Source organism: Phytohabitans aurantiacus, assembly GCF_027923225.1.
GTDB lineage: Bacteria > Actinomycetota > Actinomycetes > Mycobacteriales > Micromonosporaceae > Phytohabitans > Phytohabitans aurantiacus.
Genome location: NZ_BSDI01000104.1, coordinates 1 through 18827, shown reverse-complemented (window position 1 = coordinate 18827; position 18827 = coordinate 1). Strand labels below are relative to the sequence as shown.

The following is an 18827-nucleotide window of genomic DNA, read 5'->3' as shown; positions in this document are numbered from 1 at the left end:
CCTCACCCGCCTACACCTCGGCGGCTACCAAACCCCACTACCCGGCCGCAACTCTCCCACCTGACCCACACATCAGACAGGAGAGCCGTGCGTTCGCCCTTGATCGGCGGAGAAAGCGCGGCGCGGGGAGCGCGGCACGCGGCGCGGGAAGCGCGGCACCGCGCGGGGAGCGCCGGGGCGCGGGGGTTAGTCGTCGGCGTCGATGGTGCGTTGGGTGGGGAGGGCTTGGGGGACGTCTTCGGGCGGGGGCTGGTGGTGGACGCGGTTGCGTAGCCGGTGCTTGTCGCGTGGCGGCCGGTCGTTGGCCAGGATCACCGCGAGCCACGGCACAAGCACCATGCCGAGCAGGCACAACGGCAGCCACAGCCACAGCATCGGCGCCCGGGTGCCGACCAGTATCGCGGCCGCGACCAGGCAGACCGCGCGGATCGACATCATCAGCGTGTATCGCACCTGCCGGCTACGGCGCTCGTCGTCCTGGCTGCGGGCGGCGTCGGTGATCAGGATGGGCCGTTCGCTCCGTCGCTTCGCCACCCATCCATAGTCGCACTCCCGCCTTCGTGTTACGCGCGTGGTACGCTCGATCGCGTGGGGAGCAGGTTCAGCTTCACCGACGAGGGCCTGAGCAACCTGCGTCTCTATGAGGTGGCTCCCGGCGAGGTCTGGGAGGCGCTACGCAGCACGCGCCGGATCATCCGGCACCTGGGCGACGACGCGATGGTCGTCTACGCGGTGACGAGGAAGGGCCGTCGACTGGCGATTCTGCTGGCCGAGGCCGACCACGCCGACAACGACTGGGACATCCTCTCCGCGCGCGACCTGACCGACGCCGAGTCCAAGCGGTACGACGAAGTGCTACAGGGGTGGGTGCGATGAGTAGGCACGACGCCATCAAGAGGTTCCACGAAGGCGGCGACGATCTCGTCAGCGACGGACCGGCGGCCGAGTTGCCGGTGCCCGACAGCGACGTGCCGATGGTGAGCCGCTCGGTGCGACTACCCGTCGAGACGTACGAGCGAGTACGTGAGGCGGCCGAGGCGCGCGGCATCGGGGTGACCACGTTGATGCGCCAGTGGATCGAGGCCGGCCTGGCCGATCTCGACGACTCCGCGACCGTCTCCCTGGCCGACGTGCGCCGCGCGATAGCGGCGCTCGCCCATCCGACAGCGGCCTGACCCGCCTCAGCCCTTGGCTGCCTTGGCGGCGGCCTTCATTTGCTGCTTGTGCTCGCGCACCTTCAGCAGTGAGTCGTTGTCGACGATGTCGGCGACCGAGCGGTGCACGCCCGCGCGGCCGTAGTCGCCCGCGGCCGCGCGCCAACCCCTTGGCGTCACGCCGAATCGCTTGCCCAGCAACGCGACGAAGATCTGCGCCTTCTGCTTGCCGAACCCGGGCAGCCCCGACACCCGCGTGAACAGTTCCTTGCCACTGCCCGCGTCGGACCAGAGCTTTTCGGCGTCGCCCTCGTACTTTTCCACGAGAGCCTGGCACACCTCCTGCACCCGAGCCGCCATCGCTTTGGGGAAGCGGTGCAGCGCGGGCGGGGTTGCGAAGATGACGGTCAGCGCGTCGAGGTCGTAGTCGGCGATTTCCTGAGCGGTGGGCTCGTGTCCGAGCCGCTTCACCAGCTCGTACGGGGAAGAGAACGCCTTCTCGAACGTGATTTGCTGGTCGAGGACCATGCCGATGAGCAACGCGAGCGGGCTGCGCTGCAGCAGCTTGTTTGCCTCGGCGTCGATGGGCAGGGTGAGCGTCATCTCCCCATCTAACCGCAGCCCGATACCGCCAGGGTCCACAATCGATGATCGACCGGTAGTCTCACGCTGATTGGCGGAGCGCCGCAGGGCGGGGGTGCGCGGCTGCCCGGCCCTGACAGGAGGCTTTCGTGAGCAGGTACGTCATCACCATCTCCCCCGACAACGACGGCGGCACGGACGCCGCACACACCACGGTTCGCGTGGACACGTCGACGGGTCAGACCCGGATCACCGAACTCACCGTGCAGGCCGCGAGCGGTGGTGGGCTCGCACCCGGCGACCTGCCGCCCGTCGACCTCGACCTGCTGGTGCGCGCCCTGACCGCGCCCGCGCCGTCGCCCGCCCTGACGCCGACGCCCACACCGGAACCGGTACACGTCGTGGAACCCACCAAAGAGGCGGCGGAAGACCGCCCGCGCGGGCGCAAGGCCGCGGCGCAGCCGCGCCGGCGGCGGGCCGCCGCGGAAGCCGAACCCGTGGAGCGGAAGGCGCGGCGAAGCCGCAAAGCCACAACGGAAACCACGGGGCGCCGGGCACGCAAGGCCACGCAGACCAGCACCCGCGCGTACCGCCGGATGCCCGAGCCCGACGAGGTGATGGCCGCCTACCAGGCCACCGGCACGATCACCGGTGTGGCCGAGCACTTCGGTGTGCCTCGGCACACGGTGGCGGGCTGGGCGCGGCGGTTGCGCGGGCAGGGCTACAGCATCGGGCGGGCGTGATCTCGCCGTAGGCCGTCGCGCAGGAAGGGGCGGGCGTGATTTTTCGTCGTCTTTCGGTCGCGCCTGCTTGGATAGAGCGGTGCGGATGAGGACGGCGATGACAGCGGTTGGCTTGGCGGTCGCGTTGACGGCGTGCGGCGACGGGGACGACCCGGCACCACCGCCAACCAGCCCGGTGCCCACCCCGACCACGACGAGCAGCGCCACGAGCGGCGCCACCAGCAGCCCCAACGGTGCTCCCGATCTCGCCGCGCCACAGCAGGTGGCGAGCGGCATCGAGGTGCCGTGGGGGCTGGCGTTCCTGCCGGACGGCAACGCGCTGGTGGCCGAGCGCGAGACCGGCCGGGTGCTCCAGGTGTCGCCGGGCGGCGGCGCGGCGCGCCAGGTCTACCGGGTGCCGGGAGTCTCGGCGGTCGGCGAGGGCGGGCTGCTCGGGCTCGCCGTGTCGCCGGCCTACGCCACCGACCGGTACGTGTACGCGTATTTCACGAGCGACTCCGACAACCGGATCGTGCGGTTCCAGTTGGGCGGCGGAAACCCCGCGGTGGTGTTCGACGGCATCTCGAAGGCGTCCAACCACAATGGAGGGCGGATCGCGTTCGGGCCGGACGGCATGCTGTACGCCGGCACGGGCGACGCCGCGGAGCGGAGCTCGTCGCAGGACGCGGACGACCCGAACGGCAAGATCCTGCGCCTCACGCCGGAAGGCGAGCCCGCGCCGGGAAACCCGCGCGCCGGATCGCCCGTCTACAGCCTCGGCCACCGCAACGTGCAGGGGCTGGCGTGGGACTCGGCGGGGCGGCTCTACGCCACTGAGTTCGGCCAGAACCGGCTCGACGAGGTCAACCGGATCGAGGCGGGCAAGAACTACGGGTGGCCCGAGGTGGAGGGCAAGGGCGACACCGACGGTGGCCGGTACACGAATCCGATCGTCACCTGGTCGACGGACGAGGCGTCGCCGTCGGGCGCGGCCATCGCGGGCGACACGCTCTACGTGGCGGCGCTGCGCGGCGAGCGGCTCTGGACAGTACCGCTGCGAAATGGCACGGCCGGTGAGCCGCGCGCGGAGCTGGAGGGGCGATATGGCCGGTTGCGCACCGTCGCGGTCGCGCCGGACGGCGCGCTGTGGCTGACCACGTCGAACCGTGACGGGCGCGGCGACGTCCAGGCAGGGGACGACAAGGTGCTGCGGCACCCCGCGAGACAATGACGGGATGACCTCACCACCACGCCCCGCCCTGGCGGAGCAGCTCGACCTGGCGCCCCACCCGGAGGGCGGCTGGTACCGCGAGACCTGGCGCAGCGAGCACGCCTTCACGCCGGACGGTTACGAGGGGCCGCGCCGGGCGGCGACCGCGATCTACTTCCTCCTCAACCCGGGTGAGGAGTCGCGGTGGCACGTGGTGCGCTCGGACGAGCTGTGGCTATGGCACTCCGGCGGTCCGCTGGAGCTGCGCCTGCGCGACCGCGAGACGGTGCTGCTGGGCGATGACGTGGCCGCCGGCCAGCGCCCGCAGGCCCTGGTGCCGGGCGGCGTGTGGCAGGCCGCGGCGCCCGCCGGCGACCAGCCGGTGCTGGTGAGCTGCGTGGTGGCGCCCGGGTTCGACTTCGCAGACTTCAGGATGGCGTGATGTTCACGGCATCCGGGATCGCGCAGCTGCGCGAGGCGCTCGCGGGATACACGTCCACGGGCATCGCCGCACGACTCGGCGACGCCGCCACAGCAGCGGTCGCCCGCAACGACTACCGGGCCGCGCTGCGCGCCACCGCCGACCGCGACCCGCTGGGCACGCTAATCAGGCTGTTCGTGTGCGAGCAGACCGAGCCGGTCGCCGCCGTCCGCGACGCGCTCGCGCCACTCCCGCTGGAGGCGGCGCTGGCCGCCGGGCTGCTCATCGAGACGCCCGACGGGCTGCGGCGAGGGCTCGATCTGGAGGCGTACGGCGACTGGTGGGTGCTGGCCGACCTGCCCGCCGACGCCCACCCCGGACAGCCCGTCGCGCACGACCACGTGCTGGGGGTGGGCGGCGCGTCGAGCACGCTCGCGGGCGCCACGGTGCGCCGTCCGGTCGGCACGGCGCTCGACCTGGGCACCGGCTGCGGCGTACAGGCGCTGCACCTGTCGCGGCACGCGGGCGCCGTCACGGCGACCGACCTGAGCCCGCGCGCGCTGTGGTTCGCGGCGACGAACGCGGCGCTCAACGGCTTGGATTGGGAGCTGCTGGCCGGCGACCTGACCGCGCCGGTGGCGGGCCGCCGCTTCGACCTGGTGGTGAGCAACCCACCGTTCATCGTCGGCCCCGGGGAGACCACCTTCACCTACCGCGACTCGGGCCGCGTGGGCGACGGCGTCTGCGCGGAGTTGGCCGCCGCCGCGCCCGCGCTGCTGACCGAGGGCGGCACGATGCAGTACCTGGCGAACTGGGCGCACGTCGCCGGCGAAGACTGGGGTGACCGGGTCGCCGGCTGGTTCGCGGGCACCGGGCTGGACGCGTGGGTGATCCAGCGCGACGTCGCCGACCCGATGTCCTATGTGGATCTCTGGCTTGCCGACGCCGGTGAGGCCGCCGACCCGGCGCGCAAGGCGGCGTGGCTGGACTGGTTCGACGCGCAGAAGATCGAGAGCGTCGGCTTCGGGTTGGTCACCCTCCGTCGCGGCGGTGCGGCCGACCCGGTGGTGCGCGTAGAAGACCTGCGCCAGCAGGTCGAGGGCCTGCTGGGACGGCACGTCGCGGCCTGGTTCGACCGCCAGGACTGGCTTCGGGTACGCGACGCGGACGCGCTGCTCTCCGCACGGTACCGGGCGGCTGACGGTCTGCGGTTGCGCCAGGAGGCCACCATCGCCGAAGAGGGTTGGGCGGTCGACCGCCAGGTGCTCGCGATGCCGCACGGGTTGCGCTGGACCGAGGAGACCGACCCGCTCGTACTGGCCCTGGTCGGAGGCTGCGACGGCGAGGTGCCGCTGCGGGAGGCGATCGCGGTACTGGCGATGGCGCACGAGGTAGAGGAGGCGGAGCTGGCCGAGGCGGCGGTGCCGATCGTGGCGCACCTGGTGGAGCGCGAGATCCTGCGCCCGGTCGACGACTTTCTTCGGCCGGTGACGGACTGATGCGGGCGGTCGTGCAGACGGTGAGTCGGGCGAGCGTGACGGTCGACGGCGAGGTGGTCGGCGCGATCGACGACGGGCTGCTCGTGCTGCTCGGCGTGACCCACTCGGACACCCCGGCGATCGCGGACACGATGGCGCGCAAGGTGTGGGAGCTGAGAATCCTCGACGACGAGAAGTCGGCCTCGGACGTCAGTGCGCCGATCCTCGTAGTGAGCCAGTTCACACTGTACGGCGACGCCCGCAAGGGCCGCCGGCCCACCTGGATCGCCGCCGCGCCCGCCGAAGTGGCAGAACCGCTGGTCACGGCCTTCGCAGAGGCGCTGCGGGCACGGGGTGCCAAGGTGGCGACGGGGCGCTTCCGGGCGCACATGCTGGTCGAGAGCGTCAACGTGGGTCCGCGGACGGTGCTGCTGGATATTTAGCTCGTTGTTCGCAAAGCGGTCAAACAGACTACCGGATTAGTGCCACCCAGACGTTCTCCTCACCCCCGCTTCACGCGGTAACCGCCAAGCTTTTCTCACCAGCGCCACTCGGCGACTGGAGCGCGTGCCACTTGTCGACGCGGGGAGGCGACTGAAGGTGGTCCTGCACATGAACGACAACGAGCTCAGCCTCGATGCCGACCTTGATGCCACCGACGAGCGTGGCGTTTCGGCGGACCTCGTCCGCGCATATCTGAACGGTATCGGCCGCACCAAACTGCTGACGGCCGTGCAGGAGGTCGAGCTGGCCAAGCGGATCGAGGCGGGACTGTTCGCCGAGGAGAAGCTGGCTTCGCTCTCGCCTGCGGCGGCTGACCTCGTTGTCGTGGCCGCCGAGGGGCGTGCGGCCAAAGACCACCTGCTGGAGGCCAACCTCCGGCTCGTGGTCAGCATCGCCAAGCGGTACACGGGGCGCGGCATGGCCTTCCTCGACCTGATCCAGGAAGGCAACCTCGGCCTCATCCGCGCGGTCGAGAAGTTCGACTACACCAAGGGCTACAAGTTCTCCACGTACGCCACCTGGTGGATCCGCCAGGCCATCACCCGAGCCATGGCCGACCAGGCACGCACCATCCGCATCCCGGTCCACATGGTGGAGCAGGTCAACCGGATGGTCCGCGCCCGGCGCGACCTCAGCACCTCGCTCGGGCGCGAGCCGTCGATCGCCGAGATCGCGCAGGCGATGGGGGTGCCGGAGTTCCAGGTGATCGAGCTGATCTCGTACGACCGGGAGCCGGTCAGCCTCGACCAGGCGGTCGGCGAAGACGGTGAGAGCGCGCTCGGCGACTTCGTGGCGGCGGTCGACCCGCGCCAGGAGCCCGGCGACAACGTGACGCAGGGCGAGCTGCGCAACGAGGTCGAGATCGTACTGTCCACATTGTCTCAGCGGGAGCAGGCGGTGATCCGGCTGCGCTTCGGCCTCGACGACGGCCGGCAGCGCACGCTCGACGAGGTGGGGCGCGAGTTCGGGCTGTCCCGCGAGCGCATCCGCCAGATCGAAAAGGTCACCCTGCTGAAGCTCCGCCACCCGTCGCGCTCGAAGCGCCTGGAAACCTACGCCAGCTAACGGCAGAGGACTTCTCCGTGGAGGACGGCGAACCAGCCGTCCTCCACGGCGCCCCATTCCCGCCACGCTTCGGCCATCCGCGCCAGATCCGCCTCGGTGGCGTACCCCGCCTCGAGCGCCGCCGCGCCGAACGCCGACTTGGTCACCCGGTGCGCCCAGGTGTCGCTCCACCACAACCGATCCTCCGGCGTCGCGAAACACCAGGCGGAAGCCGTGGCGCGCACGTCGGTGAAGCCCGCTTCGCGCGCCCACGACAGCAGCTTGCGGCCCGCGTCCGGCTCGCCGCCGTTGTGCCGGGCCACCCGGCGGTACAGGGCCAGCCAGTCGTCGAGGGCGGGAATCTCCGGGTGCCACGTCATGGCCGCGTAGTCGGCGTCGCGCGCGGCCACGAACCCGCCCGCCCGGCAGACCCGCCGCATCTCCCGCAGCGCCGCGACAGGATCCGCGAGATGCTGGAGCACCTGATGGGCGTGTACCACGTCGAACGCGTCATCGTCGTACGCGAGGGCGTAGACGTCGCCGACCTGAAAGTCCACTGTGGCCGTTGATGGCGCGGCGGCCAGTGCGTCCGGTGCGGCGTCGATGCCGACGACACGACCCGGCGCCACGCGCGCGGCGAGGTCGAGGGTGATGGTGCCCGGTCCGCAACCCACGTCGAGCAGGGACATCCCGGGCCGCAGCTCGCCGAGCAGGTAGCCCGCCGAGTTCTCCGCCGTACGCCACCGGTGCGACCGCAACACCGCCTCGTGATGCCCATGCGTGTAAACCATGCGCTCGACCTTACGCGCGATTCCCACTTACCGAGATTCCTCTCCCACATATTGAGCCGGCGCGATCCCGCCTTTCTTCGTGATCAGGGCTAGAGGCGGCGGGGCGCTTCGTCCGGGCGTGGAGTCGGTACGCCGTAACGGATGTCGGCGTGTAGGACGGACAGGCCGTCGGGGCGTGCGAGTACGGGGTTGAGGCGGAGCGCGCGCACCTGGGGTTGCTCGTCGACCAGCCGACCGACCCGCACGAGCAGATCTGCAAGGGCGCCCCGGTCGACGTGCGCGGCGCCCCGGTATCCGTGCAGGAGTGGCGCCGCGCGCGGCTCGTCGACCAGCGCGGCGGCGTCGCGGTCGGTGAGCGGGGCGGCTCGCCAGGCGCGATCGCCGAGCAGGTCGGTAGCGACGCCGCCCAGCCCGAAGCCGACCACCGGCCCGAACACCGGGTCTTCGACCATCTCCACCACGCACGCCACGCCCGGCGGCACCATCCGCTGCACGAGCACCCCGGCACCGAACGGCCCCGCCATCTCCTCGTACACCGCGGCCACCGTCGCCGCCTCCGCCAGGCCGAGCCGCACCGCGCCGAGGTCGAGCCGGTGCCGCAGCGCCTCGCCGGCGGCCTTGAGCGCCACCGGGTACCCGAGAGCGTCAGCCGCCGCCACCGCCTCCTCGACCGAGCCTGCCGCCACCGTGGGCACCACCTCGATCCCGTACGCGGCAAGCAGATCCGGAGACTCCACTGTGGATATCGTGGGCACGGTGCCGAGCGGTTGACGGAGCCAGTCGGCGTACCCGCACACCCGGCCGAGCGCCCGCACCGCCTCTTCCACCGACGGGTACGCGGGCACACCGGCGGGCAGCTTGTCGACCAGCGATGTCGCCACGATCGGCTTGTCTCCGGCGAGCGCGACGCTGGCGAGTGCGGCGGCGAAGTCGGTGTCTTCGTCGGCGAGCTGGCCGGGCAGGGGCGGCGCGACGACCACCACCAGCGCGTCGACGTCCCGGTCGACCGCCGCGTCGGCCAGGGCGTCGCCGAGGTCGTGCGCGCTCGCCAGCGGTCCCACGTCGCGCGGGTAGTCGCTGCCGACCGCCAGGCCCGCGTCGCGGCACGCCGCCGTGGCCAGCCCGGTCAGCGCCGGCGAGTTGCCGACGATGCCCACGCGGCGGCCGGCCGGCAGCGGCTGGTGCGCCAGCAGTACGCCCACGTCGAAGAGCTCGGCCACCGTGTCGACCCGGACCACCCCGGCCTGAGCGAACAGCGCCGTGACGGCGTCCCGATCCGGCCCAGCGGAAGCTTCCGCGCCGTGCAAAGGCTCCACACCGCCAGGAAGCCCGACTCCGCCGGACGGCCCGGTGTCCGTCGGCGCGCTGCCGCTGACAGGTGCCGGGACGGAAGGGGCGATGGCGGGACGGGCCGGGGACGCTACCGCCACGATGGGCTTGGTGCGACCGATACGCCGGACGAGCCGCGCGAACTTGCGGGGGTTACCGAAGCTCTCCAGGTACAGCAGGATCACGTCGGTGCCGGGGTCGTCCTCCCAGTACTGGAGCAGGTCGTTGCCGGAGACGTCGGCCCGGTTGCCGGCCGAGACGAAGCTCGACAGGCCCAGCCCGCGGCGGTCCGCCTCGGCCAGTAGCGCCACACCCAGCGCGCCCGACTGGCTGAAGAACCCGGCACGCCCCGGCAGCGGCAGCCCTGGGGCGAGCGTGGCGTTCAGGCGTACCCGAGGATCGGTGTTGGCCACCCCCAGGCAGTTGGGGCCGACGACGCGCATGCCGGCACGGTGCGCGGCCCGGATCAGCTCGCGCTGCGCGGCGGCGCCTTGCGCGCCGGCCTCGGCGAAGCCGGCCGAGACCACGACGAGGCCGTGCACTCCCGCCGCGGCCGCGTCGGCGACCACGTCGGGCACCGCGTCGGGCGGCACGGCTACCACCGCGAGATCAACGGCAGCGGCGGGCGCGGAGCGGAGCGCGGGCAGGCCGGCCACGGAGGCGGCGGTCGGGTGGATCGGGTACACGGTGCCGGTGAACCCGCCGTCGCGCAGGTGGCCGAGGATGGCGGCGCCGATGCCGTGGCCGCTGGAGCTGGCGCCGTAAACAGCGACGCCACGCGGTGCGAGCAGCCGCGCGATCGACCGGGCCTCGGTGCGCTGCTCCCGGCGCCACTGCACTTCGAGGGAGCGTTCGGTGGGCGCGATCGGAAACGCCAGGTGCACGACCCCGTCGGCGTATTCGCGCTGCACCTGGTATCCCGCGTCGGCGAACACGCGAAGCATGGTGCCGTTCTCCGGCAGCACTTCGGCGACGAAGCGGGTGATGCCGGCGTCGCGGGCGGCCGCCGCCAGGTGCTCCAGGAGCACCGAGCCGATCCCCCGCCCCTGGTACGCGTCTTCGACCACGAACGCGACCTCGGCGTCCGGGGCGTCCGGCCCGAGCCGCTCGTACCTGCCGACCGCCAGGATGCGATCACCCGACGAGACCACGAAAGCCTCCCGCGCCTCGTGATCGACGTTGACGAACCGCCGCAGGTCACGCTCGGGGATCCGCGGGTACGGCGAGAAGTACCGCAGGTAGCGGGTGCGCTCGGAGAACCGCGAGTGCATCGCGACGATGCCCGGCGCGTCGTCGGGCCGGATCTGCCGCAGGTGGACGGCCATGCCGTCGCTCAGCAGGACGTCAGCGGACCGGTCGCTAGTCACCCCGTCATCATCCGCTGTTAGGGCCGATACCGGCCCTAGTCACGCGGGTCGTACGGGTCGAGGCCGATCAGCGGAAACACCGCCCGCCGCGTCCCCATGATCGCCCTGTCGACGGCGTCCGGCTCCCCTTCCGGCTGCCACGGCCGGTACGAGGTGTCGGCGTCGTCGGTCATCCGCAGCGGGATGTCGCGCCGGGGGCACCGCTCGCGCGCCAGGTCGCGCCAGCCCAGGGGCGTCAGCGTGGCGGGCGGGATCGGGTCGCCGGTGGCCGCCGCCAGCAGGTGCGTCCAGGTCCGCGGCACGACCTCGGCCAGCGCGTACCCGCCGCCGCCGGTGGCCACCCAGCGGCCGTCGCACACCTCGTCGGCCAGTGCCCGCAGCGCCAAGTGCGCGGCGCGCTGGCCGTCGACCGACAGCCGCAGGTCGGCCAGCGGGTCGAGGCGGTGGCTGTCGGCGCCGCACTGGGCGAAGATCACCTGTGGCCGGAACGCCCGCACGACCGACGGCACCACCGCGTGGAACGCGCGCAGCCAGCCCGCGTCGCCGGTACCCGGGGGCAGCGCCACGTTGACCGAGCTGCCCTCGGCACCGGGCCCGCCCGTCTCCTCCGGAAACCCGGTGCCGGGAAACAGGGCGAGCGGGGTCTCGTGCAGGCTCACCGTGAGCACCCGCGGATCATCGTAGAAGATCACCTGTACGCCGTCGCCGTGGTGCACGTCGATGTCGATGTACGCGATCCGCTCCGCACCGAGGTCGAGCAGCCGGGCGATGGCGACGGCCGGGTCGTTGTACACGCAGAAGCCCGCCGCCCGCGCGGGCATCGCGTGGTGGAGGCCGCCGGAGATGTTGACGCCGGAGCGCGCCTCGCCCCGCCACACCGCCTCCGCGGCGGCCAGCGTGGCGCCGCAGATCAGCGCGCTCGCCGCGTGCATGCCCTCGAACACCGGGTTGTCGGGCGTGTTGAGCCCCCACCCGGAGAAGAACGGGTCGTCGGGCGCGGCGCGCACCGCGTCGAGGTAGTCGGGCCGGTGGACACGGGTCAGCGCGGCGTCGTCGGCCGGCTCGGGCGCGACGACGCGGACGCCGGGCCGGTCGAGCACGCCCAGTTCGCGGGCGAGCGCCATGGTCAACTCGACGCGCACCGGGTCGAGCGGGTGGTCGCCCATGTCGTATCCGAGCAGGGTCTCGTCCCACACCACGACCGTGCCGTCCGTCATGCCGGTCATCGTCGCACGCGCACCGTGAGGGCCACGCCGTGCCGGGGGCGCAGCGTGACCAGCGGCTGCGGCACGACGGGCGGGGCACCGGGCGCGGGCGTGAGGCGCCAGCCGCGGCAGATCGCGGCGGTCACCCGGATCGCCTCCAACTCGGCGAACCCGTTGCCGATGCACTGCCGCGGCCCGCTCCCGAACGGGAAGTACGTGTAGCGGCGGGGTGGCTCACCGAGCCAACGCTCGGGGCGGAATTCGCCGGGCTCGGGCCACCACCGCGGGTCGCGGTGGACGACCCACGGGCTGAGGATCAGGGTCGATCCGGCACGCAGCCGCCGCCCGCACACCTCGCGGTCCGAGACCAGGCGGCGCCAGATCGCCCAAGCCGGCGGGTACAGGCGCAGCGCCTCACGGACCACCGCCGTGGTGACGTCCGCGTCGCCGTCCGCGATCCGGTCCTGCTCTTGCGGGTACTGGGACAGCAGGTGAAACGTCCAGGCGAGCGCGTTGGCGGTGGTCTCGTGCCCGGCGAGCAGCAGGGTCATCGCCTCATCGCGCACCTGCCGGTCCGGCATCCCGGTGGCGAGCAGCAGGCTGAGCAGGTCGTCGCCGGGCTCGGCGCGTTTGGCGTCGATCAGCCGGCGCACTACCGCATCGACGGCTTCGCTGTCCCGCTGGAAGCGGCGGGTGGCGGGCAACGGCAGCCGGTCGAGCAGCCGGCCACCGGGCAGGATCTCGCGGCGCAGCGCCCGCTGGTTGCGCCCGATGGCGCGGCTGATCGTGGTGATCGCCTCGGCGTCGACCGATACGTCGAAGACCGTCCGCGCCACGATCGCGAGGGTCAACTCGGTCATGTCGCGGTGCAGATCGCGTACCTCTCCGTCGCGCCACGACGCGCTGGCCGCCTCGGCGAGCGCCGTGAACGTTCCGGCCCATCCGGCGACCCGCTCGCCGTGGAAGAGCGGCTGGATCAGGTGGCGCTGTTGGCGGTGAAGGTCGGGCGGGCTGGTGAGCAGCCCATCGCCGAGTACCCGTTTCAGCGGCTCCAGCCCTTGCGGGCCAACCCCTTTGGCGTACTCGCGCTGGGTCCGGGTCAGCGCGTCCTGGATCGCGTCCGGATCGCTGACCAGGTATGCCCGTACCCCGGGGATCGGGATGCGGGCGACCGCGCCCTTCCGGCGGTGCAGCCGGGTGAGCGCGGTCAGCGGATCGATCACGAAATCGGGCGGGAGGGGTCGGTGATCCAGTCGCTCCAGGAGCCCACGTACAGGGCGGCGTCGGTGCGGCCCGCAAGGTGCAGCGCCAGGACGGTGTGTGCGGCGGTCACGCCCGAACCGCAGTAGGCGCCCACGGGTACACCATCGGCGAGACCGGCCTCGGCGAACCGCGACCGGAGAGCGTCGGCGGCGCGGAACCGGCCGTCGGAGCCGACATGGTCGGTGGCCGGCACGTTCACCGCGCCCGGAATGTGGCCGGCGACCGGGTCGATCGGCTCGACCTCGCCGCGGTACCGCGGTGCCGCGCGGACGTCGATGAGCAGCCCCTTCGCGGCCAGCGCGGCGGCGTCGTCGGCGTCGAGCACCGGCATCCCACCCGGCCGCACGGTGATGTCGCCCCGCGACGGCGCCGGCACCTCGGTCGTGACCGGCTGATCGGCGGCAACCCACGCCGCGTACCCGCCATCGAGCACCCGGACGTCATCGTGCCCCGCCCAGCGCAGCGTCCACCACGCGCGGGCCGCGGGCAGGCCGTCGCCGGCGTCGTACACCACGACCGGGTGACCCTCGCGAACTCCGGCGGCGCGGAGCACGCCCTGAAGGGTGGCCGGGTCGGGCAGCGGATGCCGGCCCGGACCGGGCGCACCGCACAACTCCCCGTCGAGGTCGACGAAGACCGCGCCGGGCAGATGCCCCTTGGCGTACTCGTCCCTTCCGACCGGCCCACTCAGCCACCAACGGAGATCAAGTACCGTGGGCTTGTCGCTCGATTTGAGCTCCGCGGCGAGTGCCGGCACGTCAACCAGAGTCATGGCACAAGTGTGCCCTTTGGGGTTGTGGCAGCGGCCACATGCGGGACCGCGGGGTGTCGGTGGCGCAGGGTAGCATCGAGTGACGGGAGGGCAAATGCCGTGAACGACCTTGTCGATACCACCGAGATGTACCTGAAGACCATCCTCGAGCTCGAAGAAGAGGGTGTCACGCCGCTGCGCGCGCGGATCGCCGAGCGGTTGCACCAAAGTGGTCCCACCGTGAGCCAGACCGTGGCCCGCATGGAGCGCGACGGGTTACTCACCGTCGAGGGCGACCGGCACCTGCACCTGACCGACGCGGGCCGCAAGTACGCGGTCTCGGTCATGCGCAAGCACCGCCTCGCGGAGCTGCTCCTGGTCAACGTCATCGGCATGCCCTACGAGGAGGCCCACGAAGAGGCCTGCCGGTGGGAGCACGTCATGAGCGACACGGTGGAGAAAAAGGTCTACGAGCTGCTCAACAGGCCCACCCGCTCGCCTTATGGCAACCCGATCCCCGGTCTCGAAGAGCTCGGCACCACCGCGACGGAGACCCTCACCGTCTCCGAAGACGTCGAGCGCAACCTGGCATTCCCCGGCCTGACCGGGCAGGTGACCGTGCGCCGCATCTGCGAGAGCGTGCAGACCGACGGCGAGGTGCTGCGGCAGTTGCACGCGGCTGGCGTCGACCCGGGCGTGACGGTGACGGTGGCGCAGGAGCGCGACGGCGTCACGATCGACCGTTCCGGCGACAAGATCCGCCTCCCCCGCGAGGTAGCGTCCCGAGTCTTCGTAGCCGCCCGCTAGCCCCTCTTTCGTGATCAGGGCGTCCCTGAAGTAGCTCTAACTACTTGAGGGACGCCCTCATTGGGCCTTGTCGACGGCCTTGGCCAGCTCGACGAGCTTCACCGACAACTCTTCGGCCGTGGCCTTGGGCTCGTCGCTCACGCACGTGTAGCGCAGCGTGATCAGCCGCTTGTCGGCGGTCAGCCAGCCCACCTCGGCGGTCGGCCCGGCCTTGCCACTCGCGGCCCGCGCCGTCCGGTACGCGGCCTTGCCCAGGCCCTTGACCGACTTCGCCCCGTCGGGCGCGACCTCCGACGTGAACGTCGCCGCGTCGGCCGCCGTCTCCGTCACCGAGAGCATCAGGTCTGGGCGGGGCGCCCCGTTTGCCTGCACCATGCAGGTGGCGGTGTCTTTGTGGGTGCTGGCCGCCGCGACGTCGAACCGGGTGCCCAGCGCCCCTTCGATCGCCTCGTAGTCGAGCAGCCCGCACACGCCGCCCGCCGAGGCGGCCGGCAGAGTCGCGACAACGGGTGCCGGGGCGGGCGGAGCCTTCGCCCCTGCCTCGTCGCCGCACCCGGCACCCGCCGCGAGCAGCAGCAACCCCGCGCCGAATCTACGCGCAGCCATACGCACGGCCGACACCCTAGATGCTCAACGCCGCCCGCGAAAGCCCGGCAGCTCAGCGACGATGTGCTTCGCGATCTCCAGCGAGCTGGTCGCGGCAGGTGAGGGGGCGTTCAGCACGTGCACCTGGCGGTCGCGGGCCACGATGAGGAAGTCGTCGACGAGCGCCCCATCGGGCGCGATGGCCTGCGCGCGCACCCCGGCCGCGCTTGGCTCCAGGTCCGCGGCTGTCACATCGGGTACCAGCCGAGCCAGGCTCTCCGCGAACCGCTGGCGCGACAGGGAACGGCGCACCTCGGTGAGCCCGTACCGCAGGTGCTTACGGGCCAGCCTCCACAGTCCTGAGTAGACAGCGAAGTCGGCGATGTCACGCGGGTTGATCCGGTCCCACGAGTACCCCTCGCGGGCGAGCGCGAGCACCGCGTTGGGGCCGGCGTGGACGCTGCCGTCGATCATCCGCGTCAGGTGCACGCCGAGGAACGGAAACTGCGGGTCCGGCACCGGATAGATCAGCCCCCGCACCAGGTCACGCCGATCGGGGCGCAGCTCGAAGTACTCCCCGCGGAAGGGGACGATCCGGGCCGGCGGGTCGATGCCGGCAAGCCGCGCCACCCGGTCGGCGTGCAGCCCCGCGCAGTTGACCACCGCATCGGCGACGATCTCCCCGGTGGTGGTCTGCACGATCTGGTTGCCGCCCCGCTCGACGATCCCTGTGACCCGCGAACCGAACCGGATCTCCGCGCCCGCCTTCTCCACCAGCGCAGCCAGGGTCGTGCAAACCGCCGTAAAATCGACGATGCCGGTCGACGCCACGTGCATCGCCTCGACGCAACGCACGTGCGGTTCGTGCTCGGCGGCCTCAGCCGGACCGACCAGCCGCACGGGTAAGCCGTTTGCGGTGGCGCGCTCGTGCAGGGCTCGCAGGCGGGGCAGTTCGGACTCGTCGGTCGCCACGATCAGCTTGCCGCACACCTGCACGGGGATGCCGTGCTCGGTGCAGAAGTCGACCATCGACTGGCTGCCCGCGCGGCAGAGCTTGGCCTTGAGGCTGCCCGGCTTGTAGTACACGCCGGCGTGGATCACCCCGGAGTTGTGCCCGGTCTGGTGCGCCGCGACCCGTGGCTCCTTTTCGAGCACGGTGACCTGCGCGTCCGGGTAGTCGAGGGTGATCCTGTGCGCGGTCGCGAGCCCCACGATCCCGGCCCCCACCACCACGAACTTCGCCATGCGCCGGACCCTACCCGCCCCGACCCCCTCTCGTAATCAGGGTGGTGTTTCGTCGTCGATGTAGGGGCAGTGGCGGCAGCCGCGGCCGCAGCACGTGCCGCGCCGCGTGAGGAACGCCGCCGTCAGCACGAACAGGCCGGTCTGGGGATCCAGATAGCCGGCCTCGTCCGCCGCCAGCGCACGGTCGTGGGCGGCGATGATCTCGCGACGGTGCGGGTGGTCCGGCGGGAGCCGCGACGGATGCGGCTCCCGCAGACGATCCCTCACGCCGTGGAGGCTACCCGCCGGTGGCCTTCGCCGTGGCGGCCACGGCGGCCAGCATGAGGACGGCTCCGACCAGCGCGGTGGGCGTGAGCCGCTCACCGAAGGCGTAGACGGCGATGGCGGCCGCGGTGACCGGTTCGAGCAGGGCGACGACCGAGGCGGTGGTGGCCCTCACCACCGCCAGCCCGGCGAAGAACAACCCGTACGCGAGCGCGGTGGGCACCGCGCCCAGGTACAGCAGCCAGCCCACCGACTGTGCCAGCCCGACGCTGGACGGCACCACGCCCTCGGCGAGCGCCAACGGCAGCAGGCACAGCCCGCCGACGACGAACCCGACCAGCGCCGTGCGGTACGGGTCACTGGCGGTACCGGTGGCTCTGGTCATGAGCGTCACGCCGGCGTACCCGATGGCCGAAACCAACGCCAGCCCGATCCCGAGCCAGGGGCGCGGTCCGACCGCGCCCATGCCACCGGTGAGCAGGACCAGCCCGACCAGGGCGAGGGTGACGGCGATGGCGCCACCGCGCCCGAGGCGTTCGCCGGTGATGAGGCGGCCGCCGATCGCGATGAGGATCGGACCCGCGCCGAGCGTGACGACCGTGCCGACAGCGAGGCCGGCGTACGCGATCGCGCCGTAGAAGGCGGTGTGATAGACGGCGAGGCCGATGCCGGTGAGCAGCAGCACCGACCGGCGTTGGCTGGCTCGCGCGGCGGCCGGGCGGGAGCGGATGGCGAGTAGCGCGGCGAGGATGGCGCCGCCGATGACGAAGCGCCAGTACGAGACGGCGACGGGACCGAGACCACTGGTGCGGTACAGCAGTACCGCGGCGGCGGCACCGGTGCCCCAGCTCGTCGCGGCGACGGAGATGAAGAAAAGACCACGTGCGGGCACGATGACACTCCACTGTGGATGGTTGATAGGGCCGCGAGAAGCGGGCGACAACCATCGACCGCGGGACCTGGACCGGTCCGGCGGTGTGGGTCAGTGGAGAGGCCGCCCGCTCAGCGAGCGGGTGGCGAAAGCACGATGCGAAGCACGCCGACACGCTAGCGACATCACGCCAGGCGCGTCACGCGAGTTAGTCAGATGCCGCCCGCCCAGTACTCGTTCAACCGGCTCACGGCTTCGTCCCTGGTCATCGCGGCGACCGTCGCCTCGTCGAGGCCGACCCGGGTGATGAGCAGGTGGACGACCTCTGCTGGAAGGGCTTCGGCCGGCACCTTGGGCTGGCCGCGATCCGGCTTGACGCCGTCTTGCACGCACCGCCAGAAGGCCACGTCGGAGACCTGGAGTTGATCGCGCAGGATGTGGCCCCAGATGCTCGGCCCATATGTGGTGCGATCGACCGGGTGTGAGATCCGGGTCCGGAGGATGCGGCCGTCGTGAAGGCCGAGCTCGTAGGTGACGTGGTGGGTGCCGGTGCGCCCGCGGGCGTCTCGCACCGGAGTCCACCCCTCGACGTGGCAGAACTTTCCGTGAAACTGCCGGGTCGGCTGCGGCCATGTCATTTTCCGGGCCCGACCAGCCACTCCCGCAACTCGGTGTCGTCACTCAGACTCACCAGCTGCACCAGGCCCCAGTTGTCGGCGTGGTTGGGCGCGTCGAGCAGCCGCTCCTGCCAATCCTCGGCGTACTCACGCAAGGCGGTGATCATCTCGTCGAGCGCCTCGTCGAACGACGCACCATCCGCCGCTACGGGCAACCCGGGGATGAAGATCGACCAGCCGCCGTCTTCGGCGACGACCTGGGCGCGGGAGGGAGTGACCCCGGCCAGGAAGTGACGCAGGCGCTCCCGGTCTACGAACGCCGTCGTGCGCGCATCGCGGCGGACCGTGGCGACCCGCCCACGCTCGGCCGCGTCGAGCAGAGCCTTCAGATGGGTACGCGCTTGCGTGTAGCTGTCGTAGTGAACCGCCGACATCGCATCCCTCCCCTTTGGGAACAAGAATGCGCCAGTACGTCACGTACGTCAAGTACTCGAAGTACCTGACGTACGTGACGTGCCTTAAGTACTGGTGGAGAACACCTATTCGAAGGCTGCGCTATTCGTCACGCGGCGCCGGCGGCGAGGTCCGGGCGAACAACGCTGGCGATCTCCTCGGCG

General features: G+C 71.8%; 22 protein-coding genes. 9 read left to right on the top strand and 13 right to left on the bottom strand.

The features are described 5' to 3' along the window. Positions 1-186: 186 nt before the first annotated feature. Positions 187-534: a DUF3099 domain-containing protein gene (locus tag QMG73_RS45490; protein WP_281906324.1), complete on the bottom strand. Its 348-nt coding sequence runs from the start codon at positions 532-534 to the stop codon at positions 187-189. A 54-nt stretch (positions 535-588) separates the two neighbouring features. Here QMG73_RS45490 and QMG73_RS45485 point away from each other — a divergent pair, with 54 nt between their 5' ends. Both QMG73_RS45485 and QMG73_RS45480 read left to right on the top strand, forming a co-directional pair. Beyond that, positions 589-876, top strand: coding sequence for a hypothetical protein (locus QMG73_RS45485; RefSeq protein WP_281906322.1), 288 nt, complete (start codon positions 589-591; stop codon positions 874-876). Continuing rightward, positions 873-1175 (top strand): ribbon-helix-helix protein, CopG family, encoded by a 303-nt coding sequence (locus tag QMG73_RS45480; RefSeq protein WP_281906320.1) that lies wholly within the window; start codon positions 873-875, stop codon positions 1173-1175. Before QMG73_RS45485 ends, QMG73_RS45480 begins: the two co-directional genes overlap by 4 nt. Positions 1176-1181: 6 nt before the next feature. On the opposite strand, the gene QMG73_RS45475 is transcribed toward QMG73_RS45480, so the two are convergent. Then, positions 1182-1757 carry an HhH-GPD-type base excision DNA repair protein gene (locus QMG73_RS45475; protein ID WP_281906318.1) on the bottom strand — a complete coding sequence of 192 codons (576 nt, stop codon included), beginning with the start codon at positions 1755-1757 and terminating at the stop codon, positions 1182-1184. Between the two features lie 128 nt (positions 1758-1885). Between QMG73_RS45475 and QMG73_RS45470 the strand changes: the two genes are divergently transcribed. The 6 genes from QMG73_RS45470 to sigB all read left to right on the top strand — a co-directional run bounded on the left by QMG73_RS45470 (position 1886) and on the right by sigB (position 7136). Continuing rightward, entirely contained in the window at positions 1886-2479 is a 594-nt protein-coding gene (locus tag QMG73_RS45470; protein WP_281906316.1) for a helix-turn-helix domain-containing protein, read from the top strand. A 97-nt stretch (positions 2480-2576) separates the two neighbouring features. Next, positions 2577-3689, top strand: a complete 1113-nt coding sequence (locus QMG73_RS45465) for a PQQ-dependent sugar dehydrogenase (RefSeq protein ID WP_281906314.1) — start codon at positions 2577-2579, stop codon at positions 3687-3689. Between the two features lie 4 nt (positions 3690-3693). Then, entirely contained in the window at positions 3694-4110 is a 417-nt protein-coding gene (locus QMG73_RS45460; RefSeq protein WP_281906312.1) for a cupin domain-containing protein, read from the top strand. Then, positions 4110-5588 (top strand): DUF7782 domain-containing protein, encoded by a 1479-nt coding sequence (locus QMG73_RS45455; RefSeq protein ID WP_281906310.1) that lies wholly within the window; start codon positions 4110-4112, stop codon positions 5586-5588. Before QMG73_RS45460 ends, QMG73_RS45455 begins: the two co-directional genes overlap by 1 nt. Beyond that, positions 5588-6010 carry a D-aminoacyl-tRNA deacylase gene (gene dtd, locus QMG73_RS45450; protein WP_281906306.1) on the top strand — a complete coding sequence of 141 codons (423 nt, stop codon included), beginning with the start codon at positions 5588-5590 and terminating at the stop codon, positions 6008-6010. Before QMG73_RS45455 ends, dtd begins: the two co-directional genes overlap by 1 nt. A 169-nt stretch (positions 6011-6179) precedes the next feature. Next, a complete protein-coding gene (gene sigB, locus QMG73_RS45445; protein ID WP_281906305.1) occupies positions 6180-7136 on the top strand; it encodes an RNA polymerase sigma factor SigB in 957 nt (318 codons plus the stop codon). On the opposite strand, the gene QMG73_RS45440 is transcribed toward sigB, so the two are convergent. The 5 genes from QMG73_RS45440 to QMG73_RS45420 all read right to left on the bottom strand — a co-directional run bounded on the left by QMG73_RS45440 (position 7133) and on the right by QMG73_RS45420 (position 13842). Then, a complete protein-coding gene (locus tag QMG73_RS45440) occupies positions 7133-7906 on the bottom strand; it encodes a methyltransferase domain-containing protein (protein ID WP_281906303.1) in 774 nt (257 codons plus the stop codon). The genes sigB and QMG73_RS45440 overlap by 4 nt on opposite strands. Positions 7907-7995: 89 nt before the next feature. Beyond that, entirely contained in the window at positions 7996-10560 is a 2565-nt protein-coding gene (locus QMG73_RS45435) for a bifunctional acetate--CoA ligase family protein/GNAT family N-acetyltransferase (protein WP_281906326.1), read from the bottom strand. A 77-nt stretch (positions 10561-10637) separates the two neighbouring features. Continuing rightward, positions 10638-11819 (bottom strand): acetoin utilization protein AcuC, encoded by a 1182-nt coding sequence (locus QMG73_RS45430; protein ID WP_281906300.1) that lies wholly within the window; start codon positions 11817-11819, stop codon positions 10638-10640. Positions 11820-11824: 5 nt separating this feature from the next. Continuing rightward, a complete protein-coding gene (locus QMG73_RS45425; RefSeq protein ID WP_281906297.1) occupies positions 11825-13030 on the bottom strand; it encodes a cytochrome P450 in 1206 nt (401 codons plus the stop codon). After that, entirely contained in the window at positions 13027-13842 is an 816-nt protein-coding gene (locus tag QMG73_RS45420; RefSeq protein ID WP_281906295.1) for a sulfurtransferase, read from the bottom strand. The genes QMG73_RS45425 and QMG73_RS45420 overlap by 4 nt, the downstream gene beginning before the upstream one ends. Before the next feature lie 99 nt (positions 13843-13941). Here QMG73_RS45420 and QMG73_RS45415 point away from each other — a divergent pair, with 99 nt between their 5' ends. Then, the gene (locus QMG73_RS45415; protein ID WP_281906291.1) at positions 13942-14628 is read left to right on the top strand and encodes a metal-dependent transcriptional regulator; all 687 of its coding nucleotides are present in this window, start codon (positions 13942-13944) and stop codon (positions 14626-14628) included. Positions 14629-14685: 57 nt separating this feature from the next. Here QMG73_RS45415 and QMG73_RS45410 read toward each other — a convergent pair whose 3' ends face one another. The 6 genes from QMG73_RS45410 to QMG73_RS45385 all read right to left on the bottom strand — a co-directional run bounded on the left by QMG73_RS45410 (position 14686) and on the right by QMG73_RS45385 (position 18644). Beyond that, the gene (locus QMG73_RS45410; protein WP_281906289.1) at positions 14686-15234 is read right to left on the bottom strand and encodes a hypothetical protein; all 549 of its coding nucleotides are present in this window, start codon (positions 15232-15234) and stop codon (positions 14686-14688) included. A 24-nt stretch (positions 15235-15258) separates the two neighbouring features. Then, entirely contained in the window at positions 15259-16458 is a 1200-nt protein-coding gene (gene lhgO, locus QMG73_RS45405; RefSeq protein ID WP_281906287.1) for an L-2-hydroxyglutarate oxidase, read from the bottom strand. A gap of 36 nt (positions 16459-16494) precedes the next feature. Beyond that, entirely contained in the window at positions 16495-16725 is a 231-nt protein-coding gene (locus tag QMG73_RS45400) for a DUF5522 domain-containing protein (protein ID WP_281906285.1), read from the bottom strand. Positions 16726-16735: 10 nt separating this feature from the next. Further along, positions 16736-17614, bottom strand: coding sequence for a DMT family transporter (locus QMG73_RS45395; RefSeq protein WP_281906284.1), 879 nt, complete (start codon positions 17612-17614; stop codon positions 16736-16738). 191 nt (positions 17615-17805) lie between these two features. Next, positions 17806-18165: a hypothetical protein gene (locus QMG73_RS45390; RefSeq protein WP_281906282.1), complete on the bottom strand. Its 360-nt coding sequence runs from the start codon at positions 18163-18165 to the stop codon at positions 17806-17808. 62 nt (positions 18166-18227) lie between these two features. Next, entirely contained in the window at positions 18228-18644 is a 417-nt protein-coding gene (locus QMG73_RS45385; RefSeq protein WP_281906280.1) for a hypothetical protein, read from the bottom strand. Positions 18645-18827: the final 183 nt, after the last annotated feature.

What these genes read in the sequence shown, in the direction of transcription:
- QMG73_RS45480 (WP_281906320.1), top strand. Translation starts at nt 873, where the DNA reads ATGAGTAGGCACGACGCCATCAAGAGGTTCCACGAAGGCGGCGACGAT.
- QMG73_RS45475 (WP_281906318.1), bottom strand. Translation starts at nt 1,757, where the DNA reads ATGACGCTCACCCTGCCCATCGACGCCGAGGCAAACAAGCTGCTGCAG.
- QMG73_RS45465 (WP_281906314.1), top strand. Translation starts at nt 2,577, where the DNA reads ATGACAGCGGTTGGCTTGGCGGTCGCGTTGACGGCGTGCGGCGACGGG.
- QMG73_RS45460 (WP_281906312.1), top strand. Translation starts at nt 3,694, where the DNA reads ATGACCTCACCACCACGCCCCGCCCTGGCGGAGCAGCTCGACCTGGCG.
- QMG73_RS45455 (WP_281906310.1), top strand. Translation starts at nt 4,110, where the DNA reads ATGTTCACGGCATCCGGGATCGCGCAGCTGCGCGAGGCGCTCGCGGGA.
- dtd (WP_281906306.1), top strand. Translation starts at nt 5,588, where the DNA reads ATGCGGGCGGTCGTGCAGACGGTGAGTCGGGCGAGCGTGACGGTCGAC.
- sigB (WP_281906305.1), top strand. Translation starts at nt 6,180, where the DNA reads ATGAACGACAACGAGCTCAGCCTCGATGCCGACCTTGATGCCACCGAC.
- QMG73_RS45440 (WP_281906303.1), bottom strand. Translation starts at nt 7,906, where the DNA reads ATGGTTTACACGCATGGGCATCACGAGGCGGTGTTGCGGTCGCACCGG.
- QMG73_RS45435 (WP_281906326.1), bottom strand. Translation starts at nt 10,560, where the DNA reads ATGGCCGTCCACCTGCGGCAGATCCGGCCCGACGACGCGCCGGGCATC.
- QMG73_RS45430 (WP_281906300.1), bottom strand. Translation starts at nt 11,819, where the DNA reads ATGACGGACGGCACGGTCGTGGTGTGGGACGAGACCCTGCTCGGATAC.
- QMG73_RS45420 (WP_281906295.1), bottom strand. Translation starts at nt 13,842, where the DNA reads ATGACTCTGGTTGACGTGCCGGCACTCGCCGCGGAGCTCAAATCGAGC.
- QMG73_RS45410 (WP_281906289.1), bottom strand. Translation starts at nt 15,234, where the DNA reads ATGGCTGCGCGTAGATTCGGCGCGGGGTTGCTGCTGCTCGCGGCGGGT.
- lhgO (WP_281906287.1), bottom strand. Translation starts at nt 16,458, where the DNA reads ATGGCGAAGTTCGTGGTGGTGGGGGCCGGGATCGTGGGGCTCGCGACC.
- QMG73_RS45385 (WP_281906280.1), bottom strand. Translation starts at nt 18,644, where the DNA reads ATGTCGGCGGTTCACTACGACAGCTACACGCAAGCGCGTACCCATCTG.